Annotated in this window: 24 protein-coding genes and 2 pseudogenes; 8 read left to right on the top strand and 18 right to left on the bottom strand. The window is 53.8% G+C overall.

Going from position 1 to position 24191, the window contains the following annotated elements:
* The coding region (locus FAZ14_RS08875) for an RHS repeat-associated core domain-containing protein (protein ID WP_194287072.1) at window positions 1–545 on the top strand (545 nt) is incomplete at its 5' end.
* A 9-nt stretch (window positions 546–554) separates the two neighbouring features.
* On the top strand, window positions 555–953 hold the full coding sequence (locus FAZ14_RS08870) for an NTF2 fold immunity protein (RefSeq protein ID WP_153508400.1): 399 nt from the start codon (window positions 555–557) through the stop codon (window positions 951–953).
* Window positions 954–1018: 65 nt separating this feature from the next.
* On the opposite strand, the gene FAZ14_RS08865 is transcribed toward FAZ14_RS08870, so the two are convergent.
* Complete coding sequence (locus FAZ14_RS08865; RefSeq protein WP_235914503.1) at window positions 1019–1180, bottom strand: SymE family type I addiction module toxin; 162 nt, start codon at window positions 1178–1180, stop codon at window positions 1019–1021.
* 559 nt (window positions 1181–1739) lie between these two features.
* Between FAZ14_RS08865 and FAZ14_RS08860 the strand changes: the two are divergent.
* Window positions 1740–3331: pseudogene (locus tag FAZ14_RS08860) on the top strand (sigma-54 interaction domain-containing protein).
* An 85-nt stretch (window positions 3332–3416) separates the two neighbouring features.
* On the opposite strand, the gene mobH reads toward FAZ14_RS08860, so the two are convergent.
* Window positions 3417–5216, bottom strand: coding sequence for a MobH family relaxase (mobH, locus tag FAZ14_RS08855; RefSeq protein ID WP_153508398.1), 1800 nt, complete (start codon window positions 5214–5216; stop codon window positions 3417–3419).
* Between the two features lie 313 nt (window positions 5217–5529).
* Between mobH and FAZ14_RS08850 the strand changes: the two genes are divergently transcribed.
* The gene (locus FAZ14_RS08850) at window positions 5530–5979 is read left to right on the top strand and encodes a hypothetical protein (protein WP_194287071.1); all 450 of its coding nucleotides are present in this window, start codon (window positions 5530–5532) and stop codon (window positions 5977–5979) included.
* Between the two features lie 474 nt (window positions 5980–6453).
* Here the strand turns inward: FAZ14_RS08850 and FAZ14_RS08845 are convergent, their stop codons facing one another.
* A complete protein-coding gene (locus tag FAZ14_RS08845) occupies window positions 6454–7524 on the bottom strand; it encodes a DUF2971 domain-containing protein (RefSeq protein ID WP_153508397.1) in 1071 nt (356 codons plus the stop codon).
* A 666-nt stretch (window positions 7525–8190) separates the two neighbouring features.
* Between FAZ14_RS08845 and FAZ14_RS08840 the strand changes: the two genes are divergently transcribed.
* Both FAZ14_RS08840 and FAZ14_RS08835 read left to right on the top strand, forming a co-directional pair.
* On the top strand, window positions 8191–8739 hold the full coding sequence (locus FAZ14_RS08840) for a hypothetical protein (protein WP_194287070.1): 549 nt from the start codon (window positions 8191–8193) through the stop codon (window positions 8737–8739).
* 112 nt (window positions 8740–8851) lie between these two features.
* A complete protein-coding gene (locus FAZ14_RS08835) occupies window positions 8852–9220 on the top strand; it encodes a DUF3742 family protein (protein WP_425265894.1) in 369 nt (122 codons plus the stop codon).
* A 6-nt stretch (window positions 9221–9226) separates the two neighbouring features.
* Here FAZ14_RS08835 and FAZ14_RS08830 read toward each other — a convergent pair whose 3' ends face one another.
* Genes FAZ14_RS08830 through FAZ14_RS08810 form a run of 5 tightly spaced genes read right to left on the bottom strand, consistent with a single transcriptional unit; the run spans window position 9227 to window position 13907 of the window.
* Window positions 9227–10750, bottom strand: a complete 1524-nt coding sequence (locus FAZ14_RS08830) for a conjugal transfer protein TraG N-terminal domain-containing protein (RefSeq protein WP_153508396.1) — start codon at window positions 10748–10750, stop codon at window positions 9227–9229.
* 11 nt (window positions 10751–10761) lie between these two features.
* Window positions 10762–11112, bottom strand: a complete 351-nt coding sequence (locus FAZ14_RS08825) for a hypothetical protein (RefSeq protein WP_153508395.1) — start codon at window positions 11110–11112, stop codon at window positions 10762–10764.
* Window positions 11109–12506 (bottom strand): integrating conjugative element protein, encoded by a 1398-nt coding sequence (locus FAZ14_RS08820; protein ID WP_153508394.1) that lies wholly within the window; start codon window positions 12504–12506, stop codon window positions 11109–11111. The genes FAZ14_RS08825 and FAZ14_RS08820 overlap by 4 nt, the downstream gene beginning before the upstream one ends.
* Before the next feature lie 10 nt (window positions 12507–12516).
* Complete coding sequence (locus FAZ14_RS08815; RefSeq protein ID WP_153508393.1) at window positions 12517–13452, bottom strand: TIGR03756 family integrating conjugative element protein; 936 nt, start codon at window positions 13450–13452, stop codon at window positions 12517–12519.
* Entirely contained in the window at window positions 13449–13907 is a 459-nt protein-coding gene (locus tag FAZ14_RS08810) for a TIGR03757 family integrating conjugative element protein (RefSeq protein WP_153508392.1), read from the bottom strand. Before FAZ14_RS08810 ends, FAZ14_RS08815 begins: the two co-directional genes overlap by 4 nt.
* Before the next feature lie 151 nt (window positions 13908–14058).
* Here FAZ14_RS08810 and FAZ14_RS08805 point away from each other — a divergent pair, with 151 nt between their 5' ends.
* Window positions 14059–14670, top strand: a complete 612-nt coding sequence (locus FAZ14_RS08805; protein WP_153508391.1) for a DUF6088 family protein — start codon at window positions 14059–14061, stop codon at window positions 14668–14670.
* Window positions 14663–15682 (top strand): nucleotidyl transferase AbiEii/AbiGii toxin family protein, encoded by a 1020-nt coding sequence (locus tag FAZ14_RS08800; RefSeq protein ID WP_153508390.1) that lies wholly within the window; start codon window positions 14663–14665, stop codon window positions 15680–15682. The genes FAZ14_RS08805 and FAZ14_RS08800 overlap by 8 nt, the downstream gene beginning before the upstream one ends.
* Here FAZ14_RS08800 and FAZ14_RS08795 read toward each other — a convergent pair.
* From FAZ14_RS08795 to FAZ14_RS08750, 10 genes and pseudogenes are all read right to left on the bottom strand, one after another.
* Window positions 15666–18533 carry a conjugative transfer ATPase gene (locus FAZ14_RS08795; protein WP_153508389.1) on the bottom strand — a complete coding sequence of 956 codons (2868 nt, stop codon included), beginning with the start codon at window positions 18531–18533 and terminating at the stop codon, window positions 15666–15668. The two genes, FAZ14_RS08800 and FAZ14_RS08795, sit on opposite strands and share 17 nt — an antisense overlap.
* Window positions 18533–18970: a TIGR03751 family conjugal transfer lipoprotein gene (locus tag FAZ14_RS08790; RefSeq protein ID WP_153508388.1), complete on the bottom strand. Its 438-nt coding sequence runs from the start codon at window positions 18968–18970 to the stop codon at window positions 18533–18535. Before FAZ14_RS08790 ends, FAZ14_RS08795 begins: the two co-directional genes overlap by 1 nt.
* Window positions 18951–20351: a TIGR03752 family integrating conjugative element protein gene (locus tag FAZ14_RS08785; protein WP_153508387.1), complete on the bottom strand. Its 1401-nt coding sequence runs from the start codon at window positions 20349–20351 to the stop codon at window positions 18951–18953. Before FAZ14_RS08785 ends, FAZ14_RS08790 begins: the two co-directional genes overlap by 20 nt.
* On the bottom strand, window positions 20341–21234 hold the full coding sequence (locus tag FAZ14_RS08780) for a TIGR03749 family integrating conjugative element protein (RefSeq protein WP_153508386.1): 894 nt from the start codon (window positions 21232–21234) through the stop codon (window positions 20341–20343). Before FAZ14_RS08780 ends, FAZ14_RS08785 begins: the two co-directional genes overlap by 11 nt.
* Window positions 21231–21911: a PFL_4703 family integrating conjugative element protein gene (locus tag FAZ14_RS08775; protein WP_102801079.1), complete on the bottom strand. Its 681-nt coding sequence runs from the start codon at window positions 21909–21911 to the stop codon at window positions 21231–21233. Before FAZ14_RS08775 ends, FAZ14_RS08780 begins: the two co-directional genes overlap by 4 nt.
* Window positions 21908–22306 carry a TIGR03750 family conjugal transfer protein gene (locus FAZ14_RS08770; protein WP_153508385.1) on the bottom strand — a complete coding sequence of 133 codons (399 nt, stop codon included), beginning with the start codon at window positions 22304–22306 and terminating at the stop codon, window positions 21908–21910. Before FAZ14_RS08770 ends, FAZ14_RS08775 begins: the two co-directional genes overlap by 4 nt.
* 12 nt (window positions 22307–22318) lie before the next feature.
* Window positions 22319–22678: a TIGR03745 family integrating conjugative element membrane protein gene (locus tag FAZ14_RS08765; protein ID WP_153508384.1), complete on the bottom strand. Its 360-nt coding sequence runs from the start codon at window positions 22676–22678 to the stop codon at window positions 22319–22321.
* 18 nt (window positions 22679–22696) lie between these two features.
* Window positions 22697–22930: a TIGR03758 family integrating conjugative element protein gene (locus FAZ14_RS08760; RefSeq protein ID WP_153508383.1), complete on the bottom strand. Its 234-nt coding sequence runs from the start codon at window positions 22928–22930 to the stop codon at window positions 22697–22699.
* Complete coding sequence (locus FAZ14_RS08755; RefSeq protein ID WP_153508382.1) at window positions 22927–23313, bottom strand: integrative conjugative element protein, RAQPRD family; 387 nt, start codon at window positions 23311–23313, stop codon at window positions 22927–22929. Before FAZ14_RS08755 ends, FAZ14_RS08760 begins: the two co-directional genes overlap by 4 nt.
* Window positions 23314–23423: 110 nt before the next feature.
* Window positions 23424–24073: pseudogene (locus tag FAZ14_RS08750) on the bottom strand (IS1 family transposase).
* Window positions 24074–24191: the final 118 nt, after the last annotated feature.

Below are 24191 nucleotides of genomic sequence, written 5' to 3'. Positions count from 1 at the left end.
AAAGCGGGCTGTGCTATAACCGCTTTCGGTACTACGACCCGGCCGGTGGGTGCTATGTCTCGCCAGACCCGATAGGGATAGCGGGGGGGGAGAGTAACTACGGGTATGTCTCAAATCCCATGTGTTGGGTCGATCCGTTTGGGTTGGCAAAGTGCCCGACGTTAACTCATGGGGCTAACGGGGAAATATTATCAGCCAAAGCCACCGTATCGAAAGCCGAGCTTAGAACGGGTTCTGGAACGAATCAAAGCTCCAGAGATTACGCCCGTTCATTAGGTAATCAAACCGATGATGCCGGACACATATTAGGCAATGTGCTTGGTGGTCAAGGCGGTAAAGGGAATGTGTTCCCGCAATTACCTGCTATTAACCGTGGTGAATATCGAGTGTTCGAAGAGCAAGTCAGAAAATATATCGATAAAAATGGAACAGTAGATATTGACTGGACGTTTAAATATGGAAATGGTGGAACCCGACCTACAGAAATCTACTATGACGTCTATCAAAATGGACAGAAAGTTTTTGGTAGGATATTCAATAATTAAGGTATTTTTATGACTGAGCTATCTAAAGCTGAAAAGGTTCTAAAAGAATTTATCATTCAAATGAATCAGTGGGAGTTGAAGTATTACCCATTATTCAGAAATGAAGGAATGACTGCGCATAAAGATGCAGCCAAAAAGGAACTTGATGATATATACGCTCTCTTCTGCACAAAAAAAGAAAGAAAACAGGGCAGGCAAGTATCGCTATCATGTGGTGAACCACCAGAGTATTCACCAGACGAAGAAGTATTAAGCAGTGAGTTAAATAAAAATAAATGTGTATTTATAACTCAACAACATACAGGATTTAAAAATCAATATCGCTATACTCTTCAATTTAAGAATGATGAGTGGCGAATTGATAAGAAAGAATGGTTTGATGACAAGTGGAAGCAAGCCTACTTATAATAAAAGCCGGAAGCGATCCCAACGATCCTTCCGGCTATTTTTTTACCTGCTGTTAAGTGCAACGATCAGACATTAATCTCCGTCTCGATCACTATCCTTCCCCGCTCGACCGTCACGGTAATCGGCATCCCGGTCATAAACCCCGACTCTTCCAGCCAGCGGCCTTTAAGATTGACACAAGCAAGAGGCAGAACACCGGCTACCGTGCTAAAACTCGTTTCATTCACAAAACGACTAATGGCAGCGACTGCCGCCGCTGCTATGATGCGTGGCAGGCAGGGAGGTCACAGTGTGGCGGTAGCGTGTCTGGGGCTAAAAGTGCGCGTCGGGGTGTTGGGGTTACAGGGCGGTTAACTGGACTGAGTGATCCTACCCACCATTAGTGGATACGCGACTAAGTGAGTAAACTCTCAACCAGAGGTGATTACTCATGACAAAACCAGCTCAACCCACAAAAAGCCTCGTAAGCAGAGTTCAGCCTGCATGCATCACAACTCTACGTTTGGCGCAGCAAACAGCAGCAAATGACGTCCACAGAACGCGAAAATGAACTCGTCGCTGAAAATGCCCGACTAAAGCTGAACAGACTTAGGAATTGGCCATTATCCAAAAGGCAGCGACAGACTTCGAGAAGCGCCTGAAATATTGAGTGCGGTTATAATTGGCTTCGTCGCCATAGTACCTATGGTGTCCTCAGCCCGGAACAGTTTGAAAATGAGATGCTCTCTTAGGGCCGTATCAACATTAGGTGAGTAGGATCATAATCAATGAGACAGGGAGGTAGCGGTGCCTGAAAGCAGAGCGTTATCCAGTAGGGAATATGGCACCGAAAGCGCTGAAGAGTCGGTGCTGACGTTATCGTGTGATCTGGCGTTGGCGATGATACGTCAGAAAACGGAGCCGGATTTGTGCGACTGGCTGTTGTCCACGGTGGCTTCTGTTTGGCAACCGCAGGGTATCATTCTTGGGTTGGTTGATGGCTGTGGCAGGCAGTTACTGTGTTGTGGCCGAGTTGGTGATGAATCTGTTGCGTTAGCGCTGGAGGTGGATGATTTTAGCCATCCACTGGCCTATGCGCTGCGTGAAAATAAGGCGTACGCCTGGTCATCGTTGAATGTGGGGGCTCGTATTGAACACCCGCTCTTTCAGCAGGTGCTATCGGGACTGGGTGCAGACTGTGGGATGTATGCCATACCGCTGTTGTCAGAGAGCGGCAAGATACTGGGACAACTGGCGCTGTTGGATACGCCGGAACGCCTGCAGCTATGGCATGACGGTGGCGAAGGTAACCTGTTGGCTCAGGTGTTTTGCAACCAGTTGAGTCTGCTGCGTGAGTTGGCGGGAGCGCAGCAGGTAAGGTTGACACTCAGAGCGTCTGTTGAACGGGAACGGGATGAAGCGCGTCAGCAGGCACTGCTCACGCGAATTAAGGACACCTTGATCGGCCAGTCATCAGTCATGAAGGCGCTGCAGCAGAAGATCTGCCAGGCTGCCGGACATAACCTGTCGGTGTTGATCCAGGGAGAAACCGGTACAGGCAAAGATGTGGTCGCCCGCCTGCTGCATCAATGCTCTGTCAGAGCAGACGGACCCTTTGTGGTGATTAACTGTGCAGCTCTCCCTGAGAGTCTGATCGAAAGCGAGTTGTTCGGCCACCAGAAAGGGGCATTTTCTGATGCCCTGAGCGACAAAGTTGGTCTGGTAGCGCAGGCCAATGGCGGTACGCTGTTTCTGGATGAGGTCGGCGATATGCCGCTTTCCATGCAGGCCAAGTTGCTGAGGGTGCTGGAAACCCGGTGTTTTCGTCCATTAGGGGCCGAACAGGAAGTACATTCGGATTTCCGGCTGGTTGCTGCCACGCACCATACGCTGAAGCAGCGCGTATCCGACGGTGCGTTCCGTCAGGATCTGTACCACCGGTTGTGTCAGTGTGTATTGCATGTGGCACCGCTGCGTGAACGTACAGAGGATATCTCACTGTTGTGCCACCATTTCATCGCACAGTGCTGTGAGCGGGAGCAGAAAACTCCGGGGGTGCTGGCATCGTCATTCCTGCAACAGCTATGTGGGTACGATTTTCCTGGGAACTGCGAAATCTGCTGGAGGTGACTTGTGCCCATTCCTCATCGGGTCAGCCTATTACGATGCAGGCTCTGCCGCCTGACATGCAGAAGAGGCTGACAAATGAGCTGGCTCAGTTGGATGAGGGCTACCAGCACGTAAAGGATTTAGGTTTTTCGGTGCGTTCGTTCGAGGCGGCGGTGATAGAGGCGCGGTTGCGGCAGTACGGTGGTGATCGTCAGGCAGCGGCAGATAGCCTAAATATGCCCAGCCGAACGTTCAACGACAAGTGTCTAAGGATGGGGATTACCTACTAATGAGGTTGTCGTAGCTGAGCACGGGTATGGCGCTTGGTGGCGCATCATCTCAACGACATGCGGGCGGTAGAAAAGTCTACTCCCGTTATTTGCTGGGTAGTGGTGACGTAAGCGAGATATAGGGGTTATTTGGCATGGGGGAGCTAAAAATCAATCTGGGATCGGATAGCAGGTAGCCGTTCAGTCGGCGTGATTTGCGCGGTCCATTGATTGTGCAGGCCCAGATGTTCAGACCATTGGCTTGCTTGCGATGGATTTGCAGATGCTCGAAGCGTTTCTGTACCCACTGCCAGTCCTGCATCTTCTCTTGTTTGGCAAGTTCGCCGATCTGCAGGTGCTCTTGTGCATAGCGCTGGAAAACGCCAGGGCTGACCAGGTAGACCGTATCGTCCACGCTATGTACCAGGGCTTTTGCATCATTGATGATTATCCTTCGGGATTGAACCCCTTCTCGTAGCCACTCCATGAAATGCTCGGCCGAACGCAGTTTGGTGGGCTCAAGTTGAGGTGGTGCATTCGAGGCCTGTACCGATGTCGACTTATTAGTAGCAATATCTGATGTGTTGTTGTCTGGTGGCGCTGTGCGAGGGGCTTCGGCTGGCATCAGCATAGCAAGCATGTCATCCATGACATCGTGTGGTGCGGTGGTGGCTTGCGCTGTTGCAAAGTCGGTGGCGGTGAAAGCGGGAGAAGTAGATATTGCGGGTTTAGTGACGGAGGGTATTGAGTCGCTGCTGTCACAGGGGGTGACATCAATTGTCACTGTTCCTGCGAAGGATGCTGGACGTTCAGATGCTTCCCAGATCAAGGCCGGAGAGAGTTTCAATAGCGTGAAACGATGTGACCAGCCGGACGAACTGCAGATGGTGGCTCGCCAGATTGCCTTGCCATCTGGGGTGGGTTGCAGCACGCCGTGCTCCTGCAGCACATTGAATACCACTGTGTTGTTGGCGGGGATGCCATCAATACCTTGTGACAGCAGATAGGCACGCAGTTTGTCGGATACCGTCTTGCTCACCAGCCACAAGGCATCTTGCGTCAGCCAGCCATCAGATGCTTGCGGCTGATTCAGTTTGAATTCCTCTTTCAACAGGTAGCGCAGACCATCGAGCAACTTGCGCTGCAGGGCATGTTTCGGCGCAGCCATTACCTTGGTGGGATCGCCACCTAACGCTTGCGCGACTGATGCCTGATCGGCTTTGACTATGAGCTCGCCCAGCACGTCGGCATGCTCATACTGGCCAGCCAGCACATACAATAGTGAAGCCCACAGGGATGGGTAGCTGCTGAGCCAATCGAGTATGCGGGGATCGAGCACTTGGTGGTAGAGCAAACTGGTTGCAGCACTATGGAGACGATACTCACGATCTTCCCGGTAGCGAAAGCGGTATGGACGTTTCAATGAGCCATGCCACGGGTGCCATGTGCTGCCGTCCTCTTGCTCGACGTGCAGATCTACTGCGATCTTGCCGATGTCATGCAGCAGTGCAGTATAGGCGACAGCGGCTGTCCAGGCTTCTTCCTGTGCTGCCTGATCTTCTGGCGGCGAGCCTACGGGGAGTAGACGGGACTGGCGCAGTTTCAGGGCGAAGGCGACAATTTCCAGACCATGATCCAGCATGCCACCGTGGTAGGCATGGTGATGACTTTCTGAGGCCGGAAACTGTTGCACGAGTTCGGCGTAACGCTCAAAAGGAGCTCGGTACAGCCAGGCGAATTGCTTTTGTGAAACTGAGGTACGCTGCCAGATGTGTTCCAGCAACTGTTGACGCCGAGGTGTGGCCAGCAAGGAAGCAGCTGGCTCCGGTCGGAGTAGCCCTTTTTCTGGCATGACCAGATCAGACTTGGGTGGTGTGGGCTTTTTTCGCTGGAACAGAGTAAACATTGTGATGGCCTTAAGTGCGATATAACCGGGCCTTTTCCTTTTCCAGGTAGAGCCTTTCCCCTTGATCCCATTCCATTGCCCTTTATCGGTTTTTACCCTTGTGGAACCCTTTTGATATAGCGCTGTTTATCCGTACCATCGAGTATCAATACGGCAAGAATGAATCCTTTTTGTGCAGGGAAAGAGATGGTTGTATGAACATGAGCAAATTTTTTGCTGCAAGGTGCGTTGTTATGCAATTCTTTCGGTCTGAAACAGAAATATGGCTTACTTTAAGCGAAGAACGATTTGGCAGAATTAACGGGAAATAAGAATGACGAAGGAATTTGAACGCGATATCAATGTTATCAGACAGGAATTGACGGGTTCCGAATTGGATCAGTCACGGCAAGAAACACGATCACTGAAATATTATGTGCGGGATATCCATAATGACTTGGTAACATTGATGTATACACGCAAAGATGAACGAGAGGAATCACACCGTAATCTTGAAGTGGCCCTTTGTGTAATTGGCTTCATTGGCGTGTTGTTAGCAATTACTCGCTCAGAGGAAAATGATTTTGATTGGATACGAGAACATACTCTGTCATTTCGATTATGGGGTGTGGCCTTGTGTGCCATTTTTGTTGGTGTATCGCTGGAGCGCTTGTCTCTGGTGAGTTCTCTGTGGAGCTTTACTGTCACGAAGGTTTTGCTATCAATTGTACTGTCGGGGCTGGTGATCTATTCACGCGGTCAGGCAGGCATTTATATGTATTAGCTCTGACTTGAGCTAAATAGCTTCTCATAATAGCGCTACACTTGTGAGATATGACACCCGCTAGCTCTGGAGCCGCGCAATGATAAGTGGAGCATTAATGCGAGAAGCTATTTAGGATTGTCACAGCACAGAGCTAAACCTTACCTGACAGGCAGTTCTGTGCCAGATATAGTCATTCGAACCCTGAGGGTTACACTTTTAAGTGATTCAGGGTATGCGCTTACTGGTTACGAATATTGTGCCAGAATCATGTGATTTGATGATTGCCGCTTTGCTTTCGAGCCAGTAAGTGCTCCACGTTCAAGTGCATACCCTGGATCACCTAATAGCGTAACGTTCAGGGTATGAAAGTCTATATCTCGCTCGTAGCAGACAAAAAATGCGCAGGTGGGCCTCTTTGTGCCAGGAACGGACGTTGTAGACACCAGATTGTTTTAATCGCCAAGAGGCCAATGAACTACGGCGCACCCTGTGCTAGTTTTCATCGTCATTTAAGTCATCAAGCATTTGAAGATGATCGCGAGTACGTTCATAATTACTTTTAGGGTATGATTGAAATTCTATATTACCCAAATCAATTAATGTTCTTTTCAATTTGAAGGTTTTATCAGAAAGTGACATTTCGTAAAACTTAATATCACCCTGCCTGGATTGTAATGCGCTCATAACAGAAAACTTAGCAGATTTTTTGAACCTCAAACCGAATGTAACATCGCTTAATCGAAAATTTGAGTCCTGCAAGCCTTTTTTGTTAATAACTCGATATTCATTCTCATATTTCCAAGAAGGAGATTTGCTGAGAAGAATGACTCTATCAATCTCTTTTTTTGCAGTATTTACTACATTATCATTGCTACCAAACAACATATCATGAACTTGTTGAGTTCTAATAAATCGCTTGCCTTTGTAATCAACAGGGTAGATATCTGAAGAGTCATTTTCAGAAACGTCATATCCAATACAAAATCCCTTATGTTGATCAGCGTAGTGCGACCACATTAAGGGACAGTCAAACTTTTTTGCTAATGAAAGGACACCAATATCATAGTTTTTTAGCAAATATCTTTTAATATGATGCCTGACAATATCGATAAAATCGTCGCCAAAAAAACAAACATTCTCTGCAATGTTGTTAATTAATTTTCGAGCTTCACCTTCACCTAGTATTTCAATTTTTTCTAATGTCCGTGGACCTCTATATTTAATTTTACTTGCTGCTTTCTCTAGTTCCTTTAGATGATTTTCTTTTACTAATCTATGAAGAATGGCGTTTAATTTATCGGTGGTATCGATGTCATTTAACACGGAAGGATTACAATCCAACGGATCATTGAATGTTGCCGGGTCGGCAAAATACAGTTTATCGCTTACAAGCAAATCAAGACTATCAATGCTGAAGCTTTTATATTTATATAAATGAGAAGGAATATTCTGTGTCATCACTTTTATCCCATGATTTTTTTGGATATTATCTACCTTTTTCAGGAGCATGGGCAATAGTAAAATCGAAAAATACTCTCTACGTAAGGGCAAGCGATTCCCCATTGATATTCATCAAATTGAGTGGGATAGTTTAGGTCGTATTGACCTGTACCCAGTTGACGAATACTCCTCGGTGTTTATTAAGTCACTCAGAGTGATGAGACAGATGCCAACTTCTGCTCCTCGCCGACCTAAAGTGCCATACATTTTCCCGCTCCGTGTCAGAAGTAGACATCGTGGACGCTATGGCACGTTAGGTCAGATATCTAAAAGCACATGGTCCGTTTGGGGAGGGTACTAACACTAGGCTGTGTCCCGTAACTATTTTTTGTACAGTTCAGCATTTCTATAACTGTGCAAAAAAACGCTTTTAAGCGATAAAGAATGACCAAAAGAGATGGGTATTTAACCAAAAATCACATCTCGGAAATGATTCTTGCAGCACTTTTTAGCGTGTAGGGAGGTTAAGGGACAGACCCTAGTCTGAGCGGCGTGTCACGGGAAACTATTCACCGTCACAGACGGTTGGTTAAAGAAGAAGGTATTGATGCCCTCAAGCGCCAGGAGACACCAAGTTTACGGCACAAGAACCGAACAGAAGAAGCCCTGGAAAGGTTGATTATCGACTTCTCCCCACGTAATAACACCGCAAAAGACTTTGCCTGAATCGAAGGGCGTTGATAGTGTGATAACGACAAAATCGCCTGGTAATTATTCCGTCAGTATCCCTTGGACACTAATGCAATTTATGTCAATGACGTATTTCATGTTGATGCGTCGGCTTTACCTATTACCCTGTTGTTCACTACCGGGTTTATGGTATTCAAATTAATTTTGCCATTTATAATCGTCGTGGCTGCGGCTATGTTTATTATAAATATTTTATTTCTGTTAGCTTGGCTCAAGAATAAGTTTGATGGTGGGGATTCAGCGTCGCCAGTGTTGCGCCCTATCCTTTGTGTGTTGGTTTCATCCGTTCTTCTTTATCATGGATGGTTATGGTCCAATGAGCAATTGAGCGATAATCGGGTGTCTGAAAAAGTCTATCTGCTGGCTATGCGGCTAGATTTTAATAACTCGCATCAATGCGCTAATGTTCCAGCGGGTCGGCCAGTGATTTTTCTTGGTAATGCTCAGGACTCGGTGTTAGTTGCGCCGTATCAATTGGAAGGCTTCGACTTTACCACTTTCTTTGAAGCCTCGGTAAAAGTTCCCCAGCAATTTATGCGAATGCGATGTGAATACAAAATGGCGCAAGCGTTGCAGGAAGGGGAGTGACTTGATGTATGGTATTTCTGCTCTAAGCTAAGTAGACAGGGTGACTGCTGTCGCAATACTGCGTATCAATCGTTGTAAGGTGGGATGTAGGGGAAACGGGTAACGCAGGTAAATGATGACCATGAATAGCGCAAGCCATAACAGTATTGCAGAACGCTTTGGCCGTTGGCTCGGCAGGGGTTGGCGTGTCTATGCGCGTTGTGAGCAACAGATATCAGGCTGGTTTGTCGAGCAGGGGATGCCTGTTAAGGGAGCATTTGCTCTGCTGTGGATGACCAAACTGACTCTCTTGGGGTTATTGCTTTATGTGGCATTCTGGTTAGCGACCCTACTCATTTTCGTTGTAGCTGCTGCTCTGATGGCTAATGCCGCTGGATTCGTTGATGAGCCTCCAAAACCAGAGTGGCGTAACGGCCCTGCAGGATTCGGGCTGTATACCTACGATGACTTTCGTATCGATCCGCATATTGAAGACGATTAAAAGAGCTTATTTTTTCGATACGGATTTAAGAACCATGTCACCTCCTTTTGCTCCTGCTGCTTTGGCATCAGCCGTAGCTCCAGCGAACCCTTGAAGAACATTACCGGCGCGGATGCCTGCCCAAGCCAAAGCCATTATCCAGAATGTGGGTAGTACAATGAACATCGTGCCCATGACGAAGTTCAGCAGCATGTCGCCGAAAGTGTTGCTCAAGCCCGCCATCGGATCGACGCCGCCGTGCGGCCGATTCCAGCCCCAACCCCACCCGTAAAGTGCATCGAGGATGGTGCTGTCAATCCATCGTGCCAGTTGAAACCAAAAATCCGCAAAGAACAGCGCAAACTGCACGACGCTGACTGTTATCGTTGTCTTCAGGTTGTAAGTGCCTACCAGAAGTACAAGAGGGATACAGATCACCAGCGCCATCTTCAGTAATGCAAGCACCATCGGCAGTCCCTGGCGCATCACGTCCAATGCCGGGAATGCGGCGAGTCCTCCCACTGTCATGCCGATGTCACCCGCAGCGCGAGTAACAATATTCGGTAAGGTCTTGTCGATTTGACCACCGTAATCCGTGTAGACACTACCTTGGTTGAGTTTCTGTTGGTGAGGGGAGGCAATCGTCCTGATAACTGAGTCATCTACCTCCGTGCGGCTGAGGAACCCGGCCCAGCCGGCGATGCGATTGAGTAAGCTGGGATCGACCTGTGCCAGCAGTCGTGCACGCAAGCCGTTTCCTCCATCGCTCCACCACTGGCGGCAACTCGGGTAGCCAGCACCACTTGGCACCTGAGCCAGTCCGGCGTCACGATGGCTGTCGTAGGCCCAACCCTCACGCGGTGTCCTGGCGTGATAGGTGTCGTAGAAGCCTGCTGTACTGACAAAATAGGTCGAACCGATCCAGGTCACATCGTGCATTTGTGTCTTGTCAAGATTGGGACGAGTCATGAACAGCTTGGCGCGTGCGGGGCCGTAGCAATCGTGGGTAAAGTCTGCTACTTCCTGAGCCAGTACCGGGTCATCAATACGGGTAGCATTGATCTCCATTCTCATTTGCCGCAGGTCGGTGCCACATGGGATAGCTGATACCGAGGCACTGGTGATCGCACGTGAGAGTGCGTGCATGAAGGCCCACCAGACTGGCACTTTGGCGCTCTGGTTGTTGAGGGTGCTGAAGGATTTTGACCAGCCAGTGTCTTCGGGCTGCGGTACGCTGATCCGGCACTGTGCCGAACGCGCCTGGTCGTATCTGATCGTGTTGAGGTCGACATCGATGAACGGAATGCCTGCGAACATCACCACAACAATTGCCACCCATACCCGGTTCTCAATGCGCATTGATGACAGCACGCCCTTGTTGCCCTCATCAGCGCCTTCGGTACGGGCTCTCAGCCACTCGTCGATGATGATGGCCACGAAGGGGAGGACAAACACGCCGCTGGAAACCAATACCGCCCAAATACCGTTGTGGACGATCCAGCTCACCAGAGTCAGGTAATACTCCAGGTAATCGGTGGTGAAAAGCGTCATGGTCACAGCACCTATACGTACTGCACCAACAGGCTGAATTCCAGCACCAGTAACGCGCCGACACCGAAAACTTCGGCGCGAATGAGCCTGCGCCGGTCATCGGTACGGGTATCGCGCAGGAGCAGGCGGCGGCGCATCCACAGCCAGCCATAAACGGTGGCACCGTACAGACACAGACGCCACAACAGAAAATAGCCGGCTGTATCGGCCAGCCAGTGTTCCCAGCCAGCAATGCTGCCAAGGAAGTGGATGCCCAGAACGTTGGCTGTGACGGTGATGACCAGCCATGCAACAATCCACAGAAGGACTCTGGGTGTACGCCAACTGAACAGACGGTGTGATCGCAGCCAGGCAAACTTCATGGTGTGCCTCCGGGATTGCGTCGCTGTAACTGGTCGAGACGGTTAGGTACAGGGTCTCCTTCATAGATACCGCGTGAACCGGCTGAACGTACACTGTGGCGTTGGATAATGGCCATCGGTGAGTTGCTGGCGAGTTCCCGGCGTAGCTCAAGCTCGGTTTTGAGGTTGAGGATCTCGCGGTCGAGGGTGTTGCTTTCCTGAGTGACGGCAGCGACTGCCAACCGATTCGCCGCAACATTCGGCTCTTTCTGGCCAGTCAGTAGCGTGCGCTGCAGCAGCAGGGCTTTTTCCAATACCGATGCCAGCGCAACTTCGGAGGCCAGGCGTCGGGCCAGAATGTCTTGATCAGGTTCGTCACGCAGTGCCTCGATAACGCCACGGGTGATTGGCAGCGAAGTACTGCCAGCGTCGTGAAGGTTCTCGAACGTGGTATTGCGGGTTCCTCTGACCAATTCCTGCAGCACTTTCAGCTTGGTGTCGTACTCTTCCTGGATGACCGGGGTCAGCCCGACGCCGGGTACGGTCTCGGTCCTGATACAGCCTTCGCAGGTACGCTGCTCCTGTTCGCCCAGCACACGAGTGGCAAAGTCAATAGCCTGTTGTGGTGATGCCCAGGTCTGGCAGGACAGGCTTTGGCAACTCGCGGTGTCGATGGATGACGTGTCGGCCACATTGCGGCCGTTGACCAGGTTGTAACCTGCACGGGTTACGTCTCCGATGACCTTGATTGAGTGTTGTCCGACACCGCCGGCGTTGTCGCCGCCAACCCACGGTACCCCGTCATTGCCTCGGTTTTTTTCAGCTTGTTCAATAGCCGATACGGCATCGGTGCTGGATACCGCCTGACGCAGCGCCATGCCTTCGGCAATCTGGCTCCAGCCGAGTTGGCCGCCTGCCGTGTCCGCCATGCGTTCCGCCATCGCCCGGCAGGTGAGTTTGGAGCGATCAAAGTCGAGCCGGGCTTGCAGAATACCATTGGTCAGAAGGTTGTAGAGACCCGGATCGGCCCGCTGGATGATGAGTGCAGGCAATGAGGCGACCGCGCTGGTGGCGTTCTGGATCACGCTGCTCATGATGTTCTGGAAGCCGTTGGTTAGCCCATTGAGCTGATTCTGGATGGTCGTACTGATGTTCATGTCGCCGCAGATCAGATTGCTGTTCCAGCCCACACCGACACCAATCGAGCGCATACTGGCCGCACTACTCATCGATACGGCGTTGCCGCCACCGATGGAGTACATCACCTCATCGCCAATGACAGCACCGCTGTTCTGGAAGCCTCCATCCTGTGCCAGAGCCAGGCCACTGGTCATAGACAGTGCGGTAACCAATAGCGCGCATTGCCACAGGTGTAGCGTAGGTGTTGAGAACGCGTTCGGATTGAGATGTTTCATCATCATATCCTCAGTTGAAATCCATACTGCCGAGAAAGGTCTGGCCGCGTCGCTGGCAGCAGCTATACGGTCGCCATAGTGCCCAGGCATAGTCGTCTTGCTGCGCCTGAGTCAGTGGCCCGTTATGTGGGAAGACTGTGCAGGAGGAGGACAGGTCAGGGGCCAGCTCTTGCCATTTGCCGGTCGATGCATCGTTTTCCATCAGTGCGCCTGCTGGCCAGTAACCGTCGTGCGCGTTGGCAAGCAAGGGTTGGTATACATGCAGTTGTCCCCGACGGGTCACGATGTCGCCCGCCCGTTGGGCGACCACGGCACTGGCCTTGTAGCTGTCCACCTGGTGCAGGAAACCACCGCGCGGATAGAGGCTGCCCCACAGGTTCAGCGTGGCGCGTGCGCCGATCTCGCGCATACCGGGGATCAGCGCCTCGGGATACACGACTTCGGGAATGTTGTAGCGCCACGCGACGGTATCTAGTGTGCTCAGCAGGTACGGCATGAACGCAATGCCGGCACCGTCGCAGATGTAGCCTGATGACGAGGCAAACTGACTGAATGCCTGGCCACCGGGGTGGCCGATCACGTCAGCGTTGCGGAATCTGGATAGATTGTCCTCGTTGCTATGGTTGCTGGTGCCGTCACCGCCGCCCTGGGCCGTGGTGTTGGGCATGCTCATGGCGCGCACCTCAATCCACGGGTTTTTGCCCGTATTGCCATAGCTCGATACCACGGCATCGGGAACGTAGTGCCTGACTTTGACGGAAGTGCGTACCGAACATCCGAACGGGGTGCAAAGCAGCCAGTAGCAGATCCCGGTGACGCGGTATTCCAGGCAATCTGGGGATAACGACGAGGATATGATGGCGACGGTGTTGAGAGCGAACGATGAACTGGCTGCCGTCAGCAAAATGCTGGCGATGCTGGCGCGCAGACAGCGTGGGAGTCTCATTGCTGAGTCCTCCTGTAAGCGTCGATACGCGCAACCGCTTTGGCGACGTCAGCTTCACCATAAACCACATACCGTTGATCAACGATAACGGCGGGAAGGGTGGTGATGCCCAGGCTCCAGGCATCGACAACGTTCTGATAGGCCTCGTTGATGCGCTGCTGCAGGGCGGTGCCGCCTTCTTTCAGGCGTTGTTGCACGATTGCCGTGGCACGGGTTGGATCTTTGGGGAGGTTGGCTGCCAGCTCGGCTTCGATGCGTGATGGGAGGTCCAGTTCGATGAGCCGGGTGTTGCCCAGGTTTTGCATCGGGTGCCGGGTATCAGTAACGGCCAGTAAATCCGCGGCCTGTACGAGTGGACTCAGCAGCGCAGTGAGCAAGACAGTAGCAAGCCTATGCCGCGAAAAGGAATAGATGGAAGCAGAAGCCAGCATATGGAGTACCGCAAAATTGATCATGGTGGTAGTCCACTCCGATCTGCTTCAGGAAACGATAAACAATCGGGAAGCGGTGCATCCCGGTTTCTGGATGAATCTGCTTTAGGCGGTTCTTGCTCTCATTGTGATGTGTTAGATTTTTTTGTAAAATATCTAACAACAGGAGGCCGCTATGAGCACAGCCAAAGCTATTCGAGAACGCATCTCCACCCTGTTAGTCGGAGAGCCTTTCACGCCCGCTATCTTCGCCGGGTTGGGGTCGCGTGCGGCCATCGATCAGGCGCTGATGCGGCTTACCAAGGCTGGCAGTATTGAGCGTATCGGCCATGGGCTGTATGTCGTTCCCAAGGTCGGTCGCTTTGGCGTCAAGACATTGCCTGCGCCTGAGCAGATCGCGCAGACACTGGCTGAGGCGGAAGGCGCGACGATTGAGATCCACGGTGCAGAGGCCGCACGGCGTTTCGGCTTTTCTACGCAGATGCCGGCGCAAGCGGTGTTCTACACCAGTGGGTCGTCACGGGTGGTTAGATTAGGAAAAATGACCGTCCGCTTGCAGCATGTCGCATCGCGTAAACTGGCATTGGCTGGCCGACCAGCAGGTCAGGCGCTGTCGGCGCTCTGGTATCTGGGACGTCATCAGGTCACCTCCGGTACATTTCAGCGGATTGCGCAAAAGCTCGCTCCCACGGAGTTTCAGGCACTGTGCTCTGCCAAGGCCTCAATGCCTGCATGGATGCTGGAAGCATTGCGCGGCTACGAACGCAGCGAGGTGACACATGTCTGATACGTCAGGTGCGTCCTATTTTGATCTGACGCCCGTTGAGCAGGCCGAACTGCTGAATGGTCTGGCACCAGTGCTTGGACGCCGTGCCGAGATTCTGGAAAAAGATATCTGGCTATGCCAGGTACTCGGCTCACTCTTTGCGTTACCCTGCCGCAAACCGATGGCCTTCAAGGGAGGGACATCACTGTCGAAGGTCTATCAGGCTATCGAACGTTTCTCCGAAGATATCGATGTCACCATTGATTATCGCAGTCTGGTGCCGGACGTGCCCGTGCTGGACACGCTTTCCGGCAATCAGCGCCGGAAATTGTCTGACACACTCAGGGAGGCATTGGCTGAGCATGTCACCGGGGAATTGGTGCCGGCACTACATGAGGCGTTGCTACAGGCTCTTCCAAATCACGAAGTCACGATTGAAATCAGTGATAATGCGGAAGAACTCAGGCTTTATTACCCCAGTGCAGTGGAGAACACCGACGCCTATCTGCGGCCCAGCGTGTTGATCGAGTTCGGTGGCAGAAATGCGACCTTGCCGCAGGAGATGTTGACCATCGTGCCAGACATCGGTGAGCATGTGCCGGGGGTGGTGTTTCCAACAGCAAAGGTCGCCGTACTGTCGCCGATGCGTACTTTCTGGGAGAAGGCAACACTCATTCATGTTGAATGCCATCGCCCGGACCTGCGTGCCAGTGCTGCGCGGCTGTCGCGGCATTGGTACGATCTGGCGCGGTTGGCTGACCACCATATCGGTCACCGGGCTTTGGAAGATATCGCGCTGTTGCAGGATGTGCTGAACATCAAAGAAACCTTCTTTCGCAGCAGTTCCAGCCACTATGACCGCTGCCTGACGGGCGCGCTGAGACTGATCCCGGATGCGGCGCTGCTTGATGCGTTGAGGCAGGATTATCAGGCGATGCTGAACGCCCGGATGTTTTATGGTGAGACTCTGTCGTTTGATTCCATTGTAGAACGGCTGACCCGCCTGGAGCAGCAGATCAATCAGCCTCGTTGATCACCTCTATAACCATGGGCGTGATGCCACGTGCATGGTCAATCATTTCGGCTACTTTGAACGCGGCATCCAACTCGCTAATGCCGTACTGTTGCATCAGCCGGTAGCGTTCGGCTTTCTCCTCGGGTTCGGTCTGCGCAAGAGCGAGGTAGAGACTGGGGGGGACGGCACGGAATAGCACCTCCAGGTTCTTGGAGAGGATGACGCCTTCGGTGAATTTGCCGGATTCTTTCCGTGCTGACAGCATCAGCGTCTTCTGAGCGGGTGTCAGTTCCCTGAACCGGGCAATTTTCTCGACTTCGTCGGGCGGCATCGACAGGCAAATCCACCACTCGATCATGTTGAGCATCGGTTCTGCCGCTTTTGGCAGATCGTCGATGTTCTGCGTCGCGAGCCAGAACCACGCCCCAAGCTTGCGCCACATTTTTGTTACTTTCACAACGTAGGGCGAGAGCAAGGGGTTTTTGGTGATGATATGGCCTTCATCCGTCACGTTGAGGATGGGGCGGCCCAGGAACTGGTCGCGCTCGGCGATGTTGTTGACGGTGTTGATGAGTGAGATGTAGGCGATCGACAGTTGTGCGTTATAGCCTTCACGCGCATAGGTTGCCAGGTCGACTAGGGTGATGTCGGCCTCTGGCCAGGGGGTGCCATCGCGGTCGAACATTTCTCCGTCGCTGCCCTGGCAGAACATATCCATTGCGTCCGCCATCTCCAGCAGGCGAGCACGCCGGATTTCCGGCAGTGTGGTGTCATGGCCGCGCTCACGCAGCGCATCACGTACGTCGCGGGTCAGTACGGTGCGGTTGGCCGTTACGCCGCGTTGGGCGGCGTCCAGAATGCACTGGCGGATCAACGAGCGATCGGCCCGGGTCATGCGGGCTTCTTCCTTGTCTTCACCACCGGTGATCATCAAACGTGCGGTGATTTCCAGTTCGCCCAGCACATCGCGCTGTTCATCAGCCTCAGTTCCCTTGCTCTGTCGTTCATCATCCAGTTCATCGGCATCGAGTGTTTGTACGTCACTGGGCGTTTCAATGAGTCGACGGGCGTCGGCGAACGGCGCGAGACTTACACCGGCTCCGGGGGCGAGTTTGACTCGGTTGACGGTCAGTCCTAAACGCCGGGCGAACTCGCAGAACAGCCCGAAGGAATTGCCTGCCTCCACAATGAAAATCCGTGGACGATAGATTGCGGTGACTTGATTGAGCAGGTTGTTGAGGGTTGCGCTTTTGCCTGAGCCTGTGGGGCCGAACAGGAAAAGGTGCGCGTTCATCTGCCGATCCAGGCGGTTGAATGGGTCGAACGTGATCAGGCCACCTCCACGATTGAAGACAGTGATCCCTGGATGGCCCGTACCCCGGCTACGCCCCCAGGTCGGTGAGAGGTTGGCTACATGCTGGGCGAACATCAGTTGCGTGTACCACTGTTTGCGGTCTTGGGCCGGGTTGTACATACACGGTAGCCAGCGCAGATACGTGTTGAGCGGGGCGACTTCGTCCTCTTCGCGTACTGGCTGAAGGCCTGCGCCCAGCATCACGTTGGCCAGTTGCAGCCCCTTGCTGTCGAGCTCTTCTTCATTCCGCCCACGCAGGTAAAACGCCAGGCTGGCGCGGTACAGCTTGTGGGAACTGCCGATCAGCGATCGAGCCTCTTGCACGTCCGCCAGGGTTTGTTCGGATGCCAGCGTCTCGCCCACGGCTTTTTTGGCCAGATGATTCAGGTGCGTTTCGAGCACGTCCTGTGGTGTGGCAACCAGCGTCAGGCACATCACAGAGTCTTCCGGCATCTGGTCGAACAGGGTATTGATGGCATCACCCTTGTGGTTTTCACCTGTCAGATGCCCTACATCTGGTGGGGTACGCAGGCGGTCGGTCACGACTGCCCGATGCGGGATGCCGTCGAAGTACCACACACCCTGATCTGCATTTGAGCGTGGCTGGCTGAAGAACAGTCGCTGACTGAAATCGCGTCCAGAGGCCAGCTCGATCTCGTCGGCGTCACAGGTATTCGGGTAGGCAGTCAACTGGTAGAAGCGTTCGCGGTCTTCGGCACCCAGTCCCAGTAGTGTGGGATGTGGGTTGAACCAGCGCAGTAGCCAGTCGTGGATTTGTGCGGCATCCAGTCGATGTGCACGAATGCCAGCGTTGGTCAGGCCTCCGGTCAGGCGATCACAAACCACGTTCAATCCCTGCTCGGGCGTCTGGCCGCGTCGTGCTGTGCCGCCTGTAGTACGGCGATAGACCACCATGCGTACCCGGCGCATTTGGCCACGCCAGGGCAGCCGGGTGACTGTGGTGTCATCGAACAGGCCGCCCGGCTTTGCTACCGCGTGCAGGTGATGAGCCATCGAATGCAGGTAGAACTCAGTGAAACGAGAGCCTTGTGCGCGTGGTCGAATGTAGCGATGTAAGGTCTGCAGATAGGCGTCAAAGTTTGTCTCGTCCTGGGCATAGAGCTGTAGCACCCAGGGGTTGTCGTCAAACTCATCAAAACTGTCCTGCAGCGCGTTCTCCAGTGCATCCCGTGCCTGTGCCAGCCAGGACGGTTCACGGCCTTCGGTACCCAATGGGGTTAGTTCGAAGAATGCGGCGACCGAGCTGCCATCCTCCAGCAGCATGCTTTGTGATGTGGGCAGGTATTCAACCCAGGGCAGTAGCTCGACCAGCGATGGCACAACCTGGTACAAGGCTTGTTCGTCGGCTTGTGTAGCGGGGCTGTTTCCCCTGGTGGTGGATCCGGGTTCAGGAATACCTGCCTGTTGCAGTGTGTTGACGTGGTGCTGCCAGCCGTCCGGCAGTGCGTCTTTGATGACCTCTGAGGATTTACGACGAAGAAGCGACCAGACCATCAGTAGTCCTCCGTACGTTCCCCTGGCATCGCGTACTGTACACGCTGATAGAGCGGGAAAATGGTGGTGTAACCCGGCACCGGAACCGGGTCTGTCCCCGCCAGATGCGGGAACACGTACATCAACAAGTCGGGATTGGGCAGCCGCTGAAACTGGCTGCGTACATCATTGGCGGCGGTACGCGTGTAGCTTTCCTGCTCAGTGGAAAATGTTTTCACATCTGCATGGCTGAGTGGGCGACGTAAGCTCTGACGGGCATCGAGCAGTTGACGGTATGCCATCTGACCCGGACTGCCTCCATTGCCGCTCTCCTGCTGCCAGATGTCCTGCATGGTTCGACCGCCATGTGGCAACAGCTCTTCCTTGCTGGTAGCGCAACTGGTCAATACGGTTACCGTTACCATGGTTGCCAACGATTTAGTCCAGTTCGAACGCATGGCTTTCTCCTGTACGATGGTCGACCTTGCGGCCTTCGGTTTCGTAGTCAATGGCGAGAGGTTTTTCGAGGTGAACTGCAACTTGTGCGCCTGGCTTCACATAGACCGCTGCGAAGGCCTGGCCATAGAGCTTGTTGACCCAATCCGACATGTCGCGTACGCCGCCGGCAAGAATGCTGCCCACCGCCTCGTTGCTGCTGATACCCACCGTGCCAATGGAGCCGTTGGCACCGGTGTAGGACATCTGGCTGCTTTTTGAATCCATGAGCGATGCTGCGCCTGCACCCGCTGCGGTGATCAAAGCCTGCGTGCCGAGATACTGCTGGGCATTGCTGCGGCGCTCTCCTGACACGCACGGGATACCGTAGGGATCACTGATCCATCCGAGACTGTTCTGGTCGTTGCTTTGCTGATGACTGTGTTCGCTATCTTGTGGAATGGTGCGGATGGTGCCGTCGTGGAAAACGAAGGTGATTGAGCGTACCTGCCCCCTGACGCATGAGAGCGTCCAGTCGCCAGAGGCGGTGCCGCTGAACACGGCTCCGGCCACATCGGGGATATCGATGCCGTTGGCCGTCAAGTTGTCGGGGCCAACCAAAACCTTGAAGGGGTAGGGGTCATTGACGGTGCCGTCGATAGGGACACGGCCGATCAGCGCAGTCATCGCGACTGAGCCCATCAGTGTTGAATTGGTGGGTACGGTGTAAACAGCCCTGGCGGGTTTGGCTCCGGTAGCGCTGGCACGGGTTACACTTTCGACCGTAGTGTCCAGTGTCTTCTGCGCAGGTCCGAAACTGGTCGGGAAGCTCCGCGCCGTGTTGCTATTGCGGCCTGCAGTCTGCCTGGCATCGTCAGGCTCTATCCAGCGGATAGCGGCCTCGTTGCCGAACCCTTCAGCATCCCCGTCTCGCAGACCAAGACCGACAGGCAAGTCTGCGTGACCATTGCTGCTGATGCTGTCCAGCCGTCGCTGCAAATCTGCCAGCAGACCTTCAGTCTGCTGACGTTCACTACTGAACTGTTCCTGGTCGCGGCGCAGGTTAGCTCGCTCGGACTCCAGTGCAGTGTTGATACGCTGGTCAATGGTGCTTTCACGCTGGCGCAGACGCTGGTTTTCTTCGTGTTGTGTCCGGTTGTCGGCAGTCGCGGTTTGCAGTTCGGATCGCAGTTGCCGGACCTGTGCTACCAGTGTGGCGACGGTGTCACGCGGTGTGTCCCCTTCGATACCCAACGCCTTCATTTCCTCTGGGGTGAGTTGGCTGCCTGTATCGGCTGTGTCTGGTGTATGCGTGCCATGACCAGAGAATATGCGGATGCCAACGAACAGCACCAGCAAGATCACCGGGATCATCAGCCATTTCAGTAGACCGTTACTGAGCATGATTCACCTCCGTTTTCGGAGGCGTCGAAGTAGGCAAGTGCACGGCAGGATCAAAGCGTTGGATGGCAGGCAGTAGCGACTGGGGCAGCCCGTGCTTGCGGGTAACCAGATACAGTACTGTGGTGTCTTCGGGGGTACCGTGTGGGCCGAGCGCCGCATGCTGAAAAGTAGCTGCGAGGAAATCACCTTGCAGTGTGCGTGGATCTAACTGAATCCAACCACCCTCTGTATGGGTCAGTCGCACGGCCGTGACCCACTGATCTTCCAATCGCCATGAAACCAGCACTGTCGCCTGAACCGGCAGCGTAGGCAGTAAGGTGTCGAGTGGCAGATTACGGCGCAAATTTACCCGCATGATGCCGGGCACGGGTTCAACAGTGCGCAGTGGTGCGTACAGGTTCTGTGCGGCGTAGCGCGTCAGTACCACGGCCACCGGCGTTTCATGTTGCGTCGGCCTGTCCGGTTCTGTAATGGGCGTTTTGGTTGCGCTGTCCAGTTGCTGGGCATAGTGCGGTGGCGTGGTATTGTCCTCGACGATGCGCACAGGCTCAAGTTTCGGTTCGCCCTCTTTGGCTGGCATGGCATCAATGTCGAGTAGGATCAACGCACCACTGTCTACGTCCTGCAACTGTAATCGGGTGGGTTCGATGGGCTTGCTGGCACGCAGATAGATGGCACCACCGGCACTCTGCACACGCAGGCGGTCGCCGATGCTGGCCGGGATGCCGACACGGACGTTGTGTTCCACGAATACAATACGTTCCTGTCCGACAGTCAGCGGTACGGCAAGAGGCAGTCGCTCCCAACGCAGGATCTCTACTGCATGGGCAGATGATGCCATTACCAGAGTCAGAAGCCCCAGCCGGATGAGACGGAATTTCATGGGGTTTCTCCTTGCTTGCCCAGGCCGACACGATTGGGTGTTTCCTGCGTCGGGGGGGAGATGTGCTGCGGAACACCGTCGTAGCAGTCGAGCACCAGACCAAACGGATTACGGACCGGATCGACATCTACGCGCGCGACTTTGAGCGGGTAGCGCACCAGAGCGCGCTTGACCTGTTCCGGGCCGTGGTACTCGTCGGCGCTGAGATCGAGCGTGACGACCCAATCGCGGTCAGAGACTACGCGTACCCGTGCGGCAGGATTATCGCCATAGCCGCGACCGGGGATTTCGTAGACGCCGCGTACACGTTGTTGCAGTTCGCCTGTGCTGCGGCGATAGTCGTAATCCGCCTGCAGAAAGGCGAGGCATGCCGGAGTGAAGTACGGCGATAATGCATGGAGGTTACGTGCGTAGTCCTCTTCTCCGTTGGTTGGCCAGCGGTTGAGCTGCTGGAACACATAGAATGTGAAGGCGTAGACCGATTCCGGGGGTACCTCCCACCAGGCACGTGAACTCCCTGAACGCAGATCGGGTGGTATGTGGATTGTCAGATCACGCGGTGCGTTCCACCAACCCACCCCCATCACCAGTGCCACAAGGAGTAATGCGCTGGCACCGATGCGGAGGGTCTTGATGTGAGCCTGTAGATGTATGACTTCGTTTTTGAATCGACTCATCGCATCGTCCTCCGGTTCGACCAGAAGCCCGATCGCGTAATCAGCAGGTGCCCGCCGACCCAGCCTGTGAGCAGTGGATAGCGGGTTGTGATACGCCATTGCAACTGGCGGTACAGCCAGGTGTCGGGTCGCCCGCGTTTCTGTCGTCGCAGGAAGCCACCTCCGACGAATACGCCGCAGGTGATGCCCAGCACAATACAGCTTGGTGCCAGAGCGATGGTTGAAAGTAGCCAGGACAGCGGTACGCCGATGAGCAACCCGGCGCAGCCGAACAGGCCACAACAGATCCACAACTCATCGGCTGTCAGTCCGCGCACCACCACCGGATGTCGATTGAGCCGATGTGGCAGGAATGTCACTGTGCCGTCTGCGCGGACATGCGGATGTGCTGACATGTCCAGCCCCTCTTACAAAATGCCAGTAGCTTCGGTGAGCAGCCAGATGCCGATCACCAGCAGCACCGCCCCAACCGCGACCGTCAAGCCAAACTGGCCCCAGGTTTTCTTGCCGTTGTGGATCTCGGCGTAGGTGCCGTACGCGTGATAGCACACTCCGATGAACATGCTGGCGACCACCAGTAGCGCTACCAGTAGCACGATGTCGTAGCCGTAATTGCGGATGGTTTCCATGATGCCGCCACCTGTGCCACGAGATGGGTTTTCCAGTTGCGGCAATCCCTGTGCGAACGACAATGCAGGTAAGGTGGTAAGGCCCAAGGCCAGCGCAGCGCGCTGAACGAGATGGGTGGGATAGCGGTAGTGTTTCATCGGGCTGGCCCTTTTTGGTTACGAGAGCAGGAAAAACGTCAGCACGAGGTACATCGCGAGAAAGCGCACGATGACGCCGAGGAACTGGCGCTGGTTGAGCTGGTTCTCGGCCCAGCCGACGTAGGCGGTTCGGATAGCCCATGCGCCCCACAACAGCAGTACAGCGAACACGATACTGGTCAGGGCGGTGGACATTGCCGCAGGTGTGATACTGCTGTTCGCCTGAAAGGCGCTGATCTGTGCGGAAGTCATGGCTGCTCCTTCAGCTTCAGCGAGGTGCTGTAGTACTTGGGGGGCGATTCCTGGCGGTAGTCACTGTTCAGTTCGGTGGTGTCGCGCGGCTGGGCGCGGGATGGCGAAAGATAGAACTGAATGCCAGAGCGCACGCGGGCTAAATCACCGAGTAGCCGTGGGTAGTCGAAGTAATAACGTTCGTTTGGCTCGAGTGGTGTAGTTGCGGCGCTCTGCGCGACAAAGCGTTGCAGGGCGTCCAACTGGCGTAGCGCGGCGGCCAGCTCCTGGCGCTGTGCTGGCGTATCGGCATGGACAGCTAACGGGCAGCCCAGCATCAGGACGATGGAGAAAAAAATGAGCGCGCTGTAGTGCACAGCGCGAAGTCGGGTTGGAAGCGTCATCACGCCATTCCTCAGTTCGTTGAGCAATGGCGTGATATTGGTGAAACGAGTGTCTTGTGGCTGTAAACAATAGGAACTACGGAGTGTCCGATTTGGGGTAATGACTCCATTTAGTAGAACATATGTTTTTCAATGAACGCACCGATGACTTTTTCATGCACTTCAATCGAGCGTGAGAAACAGAGTGTTTTCCGGACCAAACGTTTAATGCGCGTCCTCAGTGTCAGGTAGTTACGCTCAATACGTTGAGTGAAGATTTTGCCTGTCAGATGCTTATCCTTCAGCACTTCTCTGGCATAACTGCCCAACTCATCGCGGGTTATCATTCCGATGTTAAACGGCGTAAGGGGTGCCAATAATTCACGGCAGGTTTCATCCGTGCGGGGGCCAAATGTATAGGCCAGTACACCGCCGGTCCTGGTGTTGTATGCGTACCAGAGCCAGTGCTGGCGGGCTTTACTGCCGACAAAACTCCATTGCTCATCGCGTTCGCAGATAAGTGCCACGCCATCATGAGCGACCGGTGAGGACGTTATTCGCTTTGGCGCGAGTTTTTTAACGTGCGAATGACGGTGTTTATGCCAATCTTCAACGTCCTTGCTGTATCGCGAACCCCCGCGCCGTTGAAAGCCATTTCGGTGATCTGCTCTTTGAGGCCGGGCTTGCGCGCTTCGTAGGTGTAAGTGAGCAGAAACACGCAGTGTCAGTCACGGCAGCGAAATCTGTCACGACCTTTAGGATTCTGACCATGGCGATACACCTAAGCAGACTGACAACGGGGACAATGAATATTAACGCTGGCCGTGAGAAAACCTTAAAAGCGAGCATTATATATCACAATCAACTAATTGGATGCATTATCCAGTGCGTTCAGAAAA

The sequence above is a fragment of the Dickeya oryzae genome (assembly GCF_009372235.1).
Lineage (GTDB): Bacteria > Pseudomonadota > Gammaproteobacteria > Enterobacterales > Enterobacteriaceae > Dickeya > Dickeya oryzae.
Note: the sequence above shows the minus strand (reverse complement) of the source record. Positions and strands in the feature narration are given on the sequence as shown.

Excerpts from the sequence above, each read along its gene's own strand:
- FAZ14_RS08870 (WP_153508400.1), top strand. The coding sequence starts at position 555 with ATGACTGAGCTATCTAAAGCTGAAAAGGTTCTAAAAGAATTTATCATT.
- mobH (WP_153508398.1), bottom strand. The coding sequence starts at position 5,216 with ATGTTTACTCTGTTCCAGCGAAAAAAGCCCACACCACCCAAGTCTGAT.
- FAZ14_RS08850 (WP_194287071.1), top strand. The coding sequence starts at position 5,530 with ATGACGAAGGAATTTGAACGCGATATCAATGTTATCAGACAGGAATTG.
- FAZ14_RS08845 (WP_153508397.1), bottom strand. The coding sequence starts at position 7,524 with ATGGGGAATCGCTTGCCCTTACGTAGAGAGTATTTTTCGATTTTACTA.
- FAZ14_RS08835 (WP_425265894.1), top strand. The coding sequence starts at position 8,852 with ATGATGACCATGAATAGCGCAAGCCATAACAGTATTGCAGAACGCTTT.
- FAZ14_RS08830 (WP_153508396.1), bottom strand. The coding sequence starts at position 10,750 with ATGACGCTTTTCACCACCGATTACCTGGAGTATTACCTGACTCTGGTG.
- FAZ14_RS08825 (WP_153508395.1), bottom strand. The coding sequence starts at position 11,112 with ATGAAGTTTGCCTGGCTGCGATCACACCGTCTGTTCAGTTGGCGTACA.
- FAZ14_RS08820 (WP_153508394.1), bottom strand. The coding sequence starts at position 12,506 with ATGAAACATCTCAATCCGAACGCGTTCTCAACACCTACGCTACACCTG.
- FAZ14_RS08815 (WP_153508393.1), bottom strand. The coding sequence starts at position 13,452 with ATGAGACTCCCACGCTGTCTGCGCGCCAGCATCGCCAGCATTTTGCTG.
- FAZ14_RS08810 (WP_153508392.1), bottom strand. The coding sequence starts at position 13,907 with ATGATCAATTTTGCGGTACTCCATATGCTGGCTTCTGCTTCCATCTAT.
- FAZ14_RS08805 (WP_153508391.1), top strand. The coding sequence starts at position 14,059 with ATGAGCACAGCCAAAGCTATTCGAGAACGCATCTCCACCCTGTTAGTC.
- FAZ14_RS08800 (WP_153508390.1), top strand. The coding sequence starts at position 14,663 with ATGTCTGATACGTCAGGTGCGTCCTATTTTGATCTGACGCCCGTTGAG.
- FAZ14_RS08795 (WP_153508389.1), bottom strand. The coding sequence starts at position 18,533 with ATGGTCTGGTCGCTTCTTCGTCGTAAATCCTCAGAGGTCATCAAAGAC.
- FAZ14_RS08790 (WP_153508388.1), bottom strand. The coding sequence starts at position 18,970 with ATGCGTTCGAACTGGACTAAATCGTTGGCAACCATGGTAACGGTAACC.
- FAZ14_RS08785 (WP_153508387.1), bottom strand. The coding sequence starts at position 20,351 with ATGCTCAGTAACGGTCTACTGAAATGGCTGATGATCCCGGTGATCTTG.
- FAZ14_RS08780 (WP_153508386.1), bottom strand. The coding sequence starts at position 21,234 with ATGAAATTCCGTCTCATCCGGCTGGGGCTTCTGACTCTGGTAATGGCA.
- FAZ14_RS08775 (WP_102801079.1), bottom strand. The coding sequence starts at position 21,911 with ATGAGTCGATTCAAAAACGAAGTCATACATCTACAGGCTCACATCAAG.
- FAZ14_RS08770 (WP_153508385.1), bottom strand. The coding sequence starts at position 22,306 with ATGTCAGCACATCCGCATGTCCGCGCAGACGGCACAGTGACATTCCTG.
- FAZ14_RS08765 (WP_153508384.1), bottom strand. The coding sequence starts at position 22,678 with ATGAAACACTACCGCTATCCCACCCATCTCGTTCAGCGCGCTGCGCTG.
- FAZ14_RS08760 (WP_153508383.1), bottom strand. The coding sequence starts at position 22,930 with ATGACTTCCGCACAGATCAGCGCCTTTCAGGCGAACAGCAGTATCACA.
- FAZ14_RS08755 (WP_153508382.1), bottom strand. The coding sequence starts at position 23,313 with ATGACGCTTCCAACCCGACTTCGCGCTGTGCACTACAGCGCGCTCATT.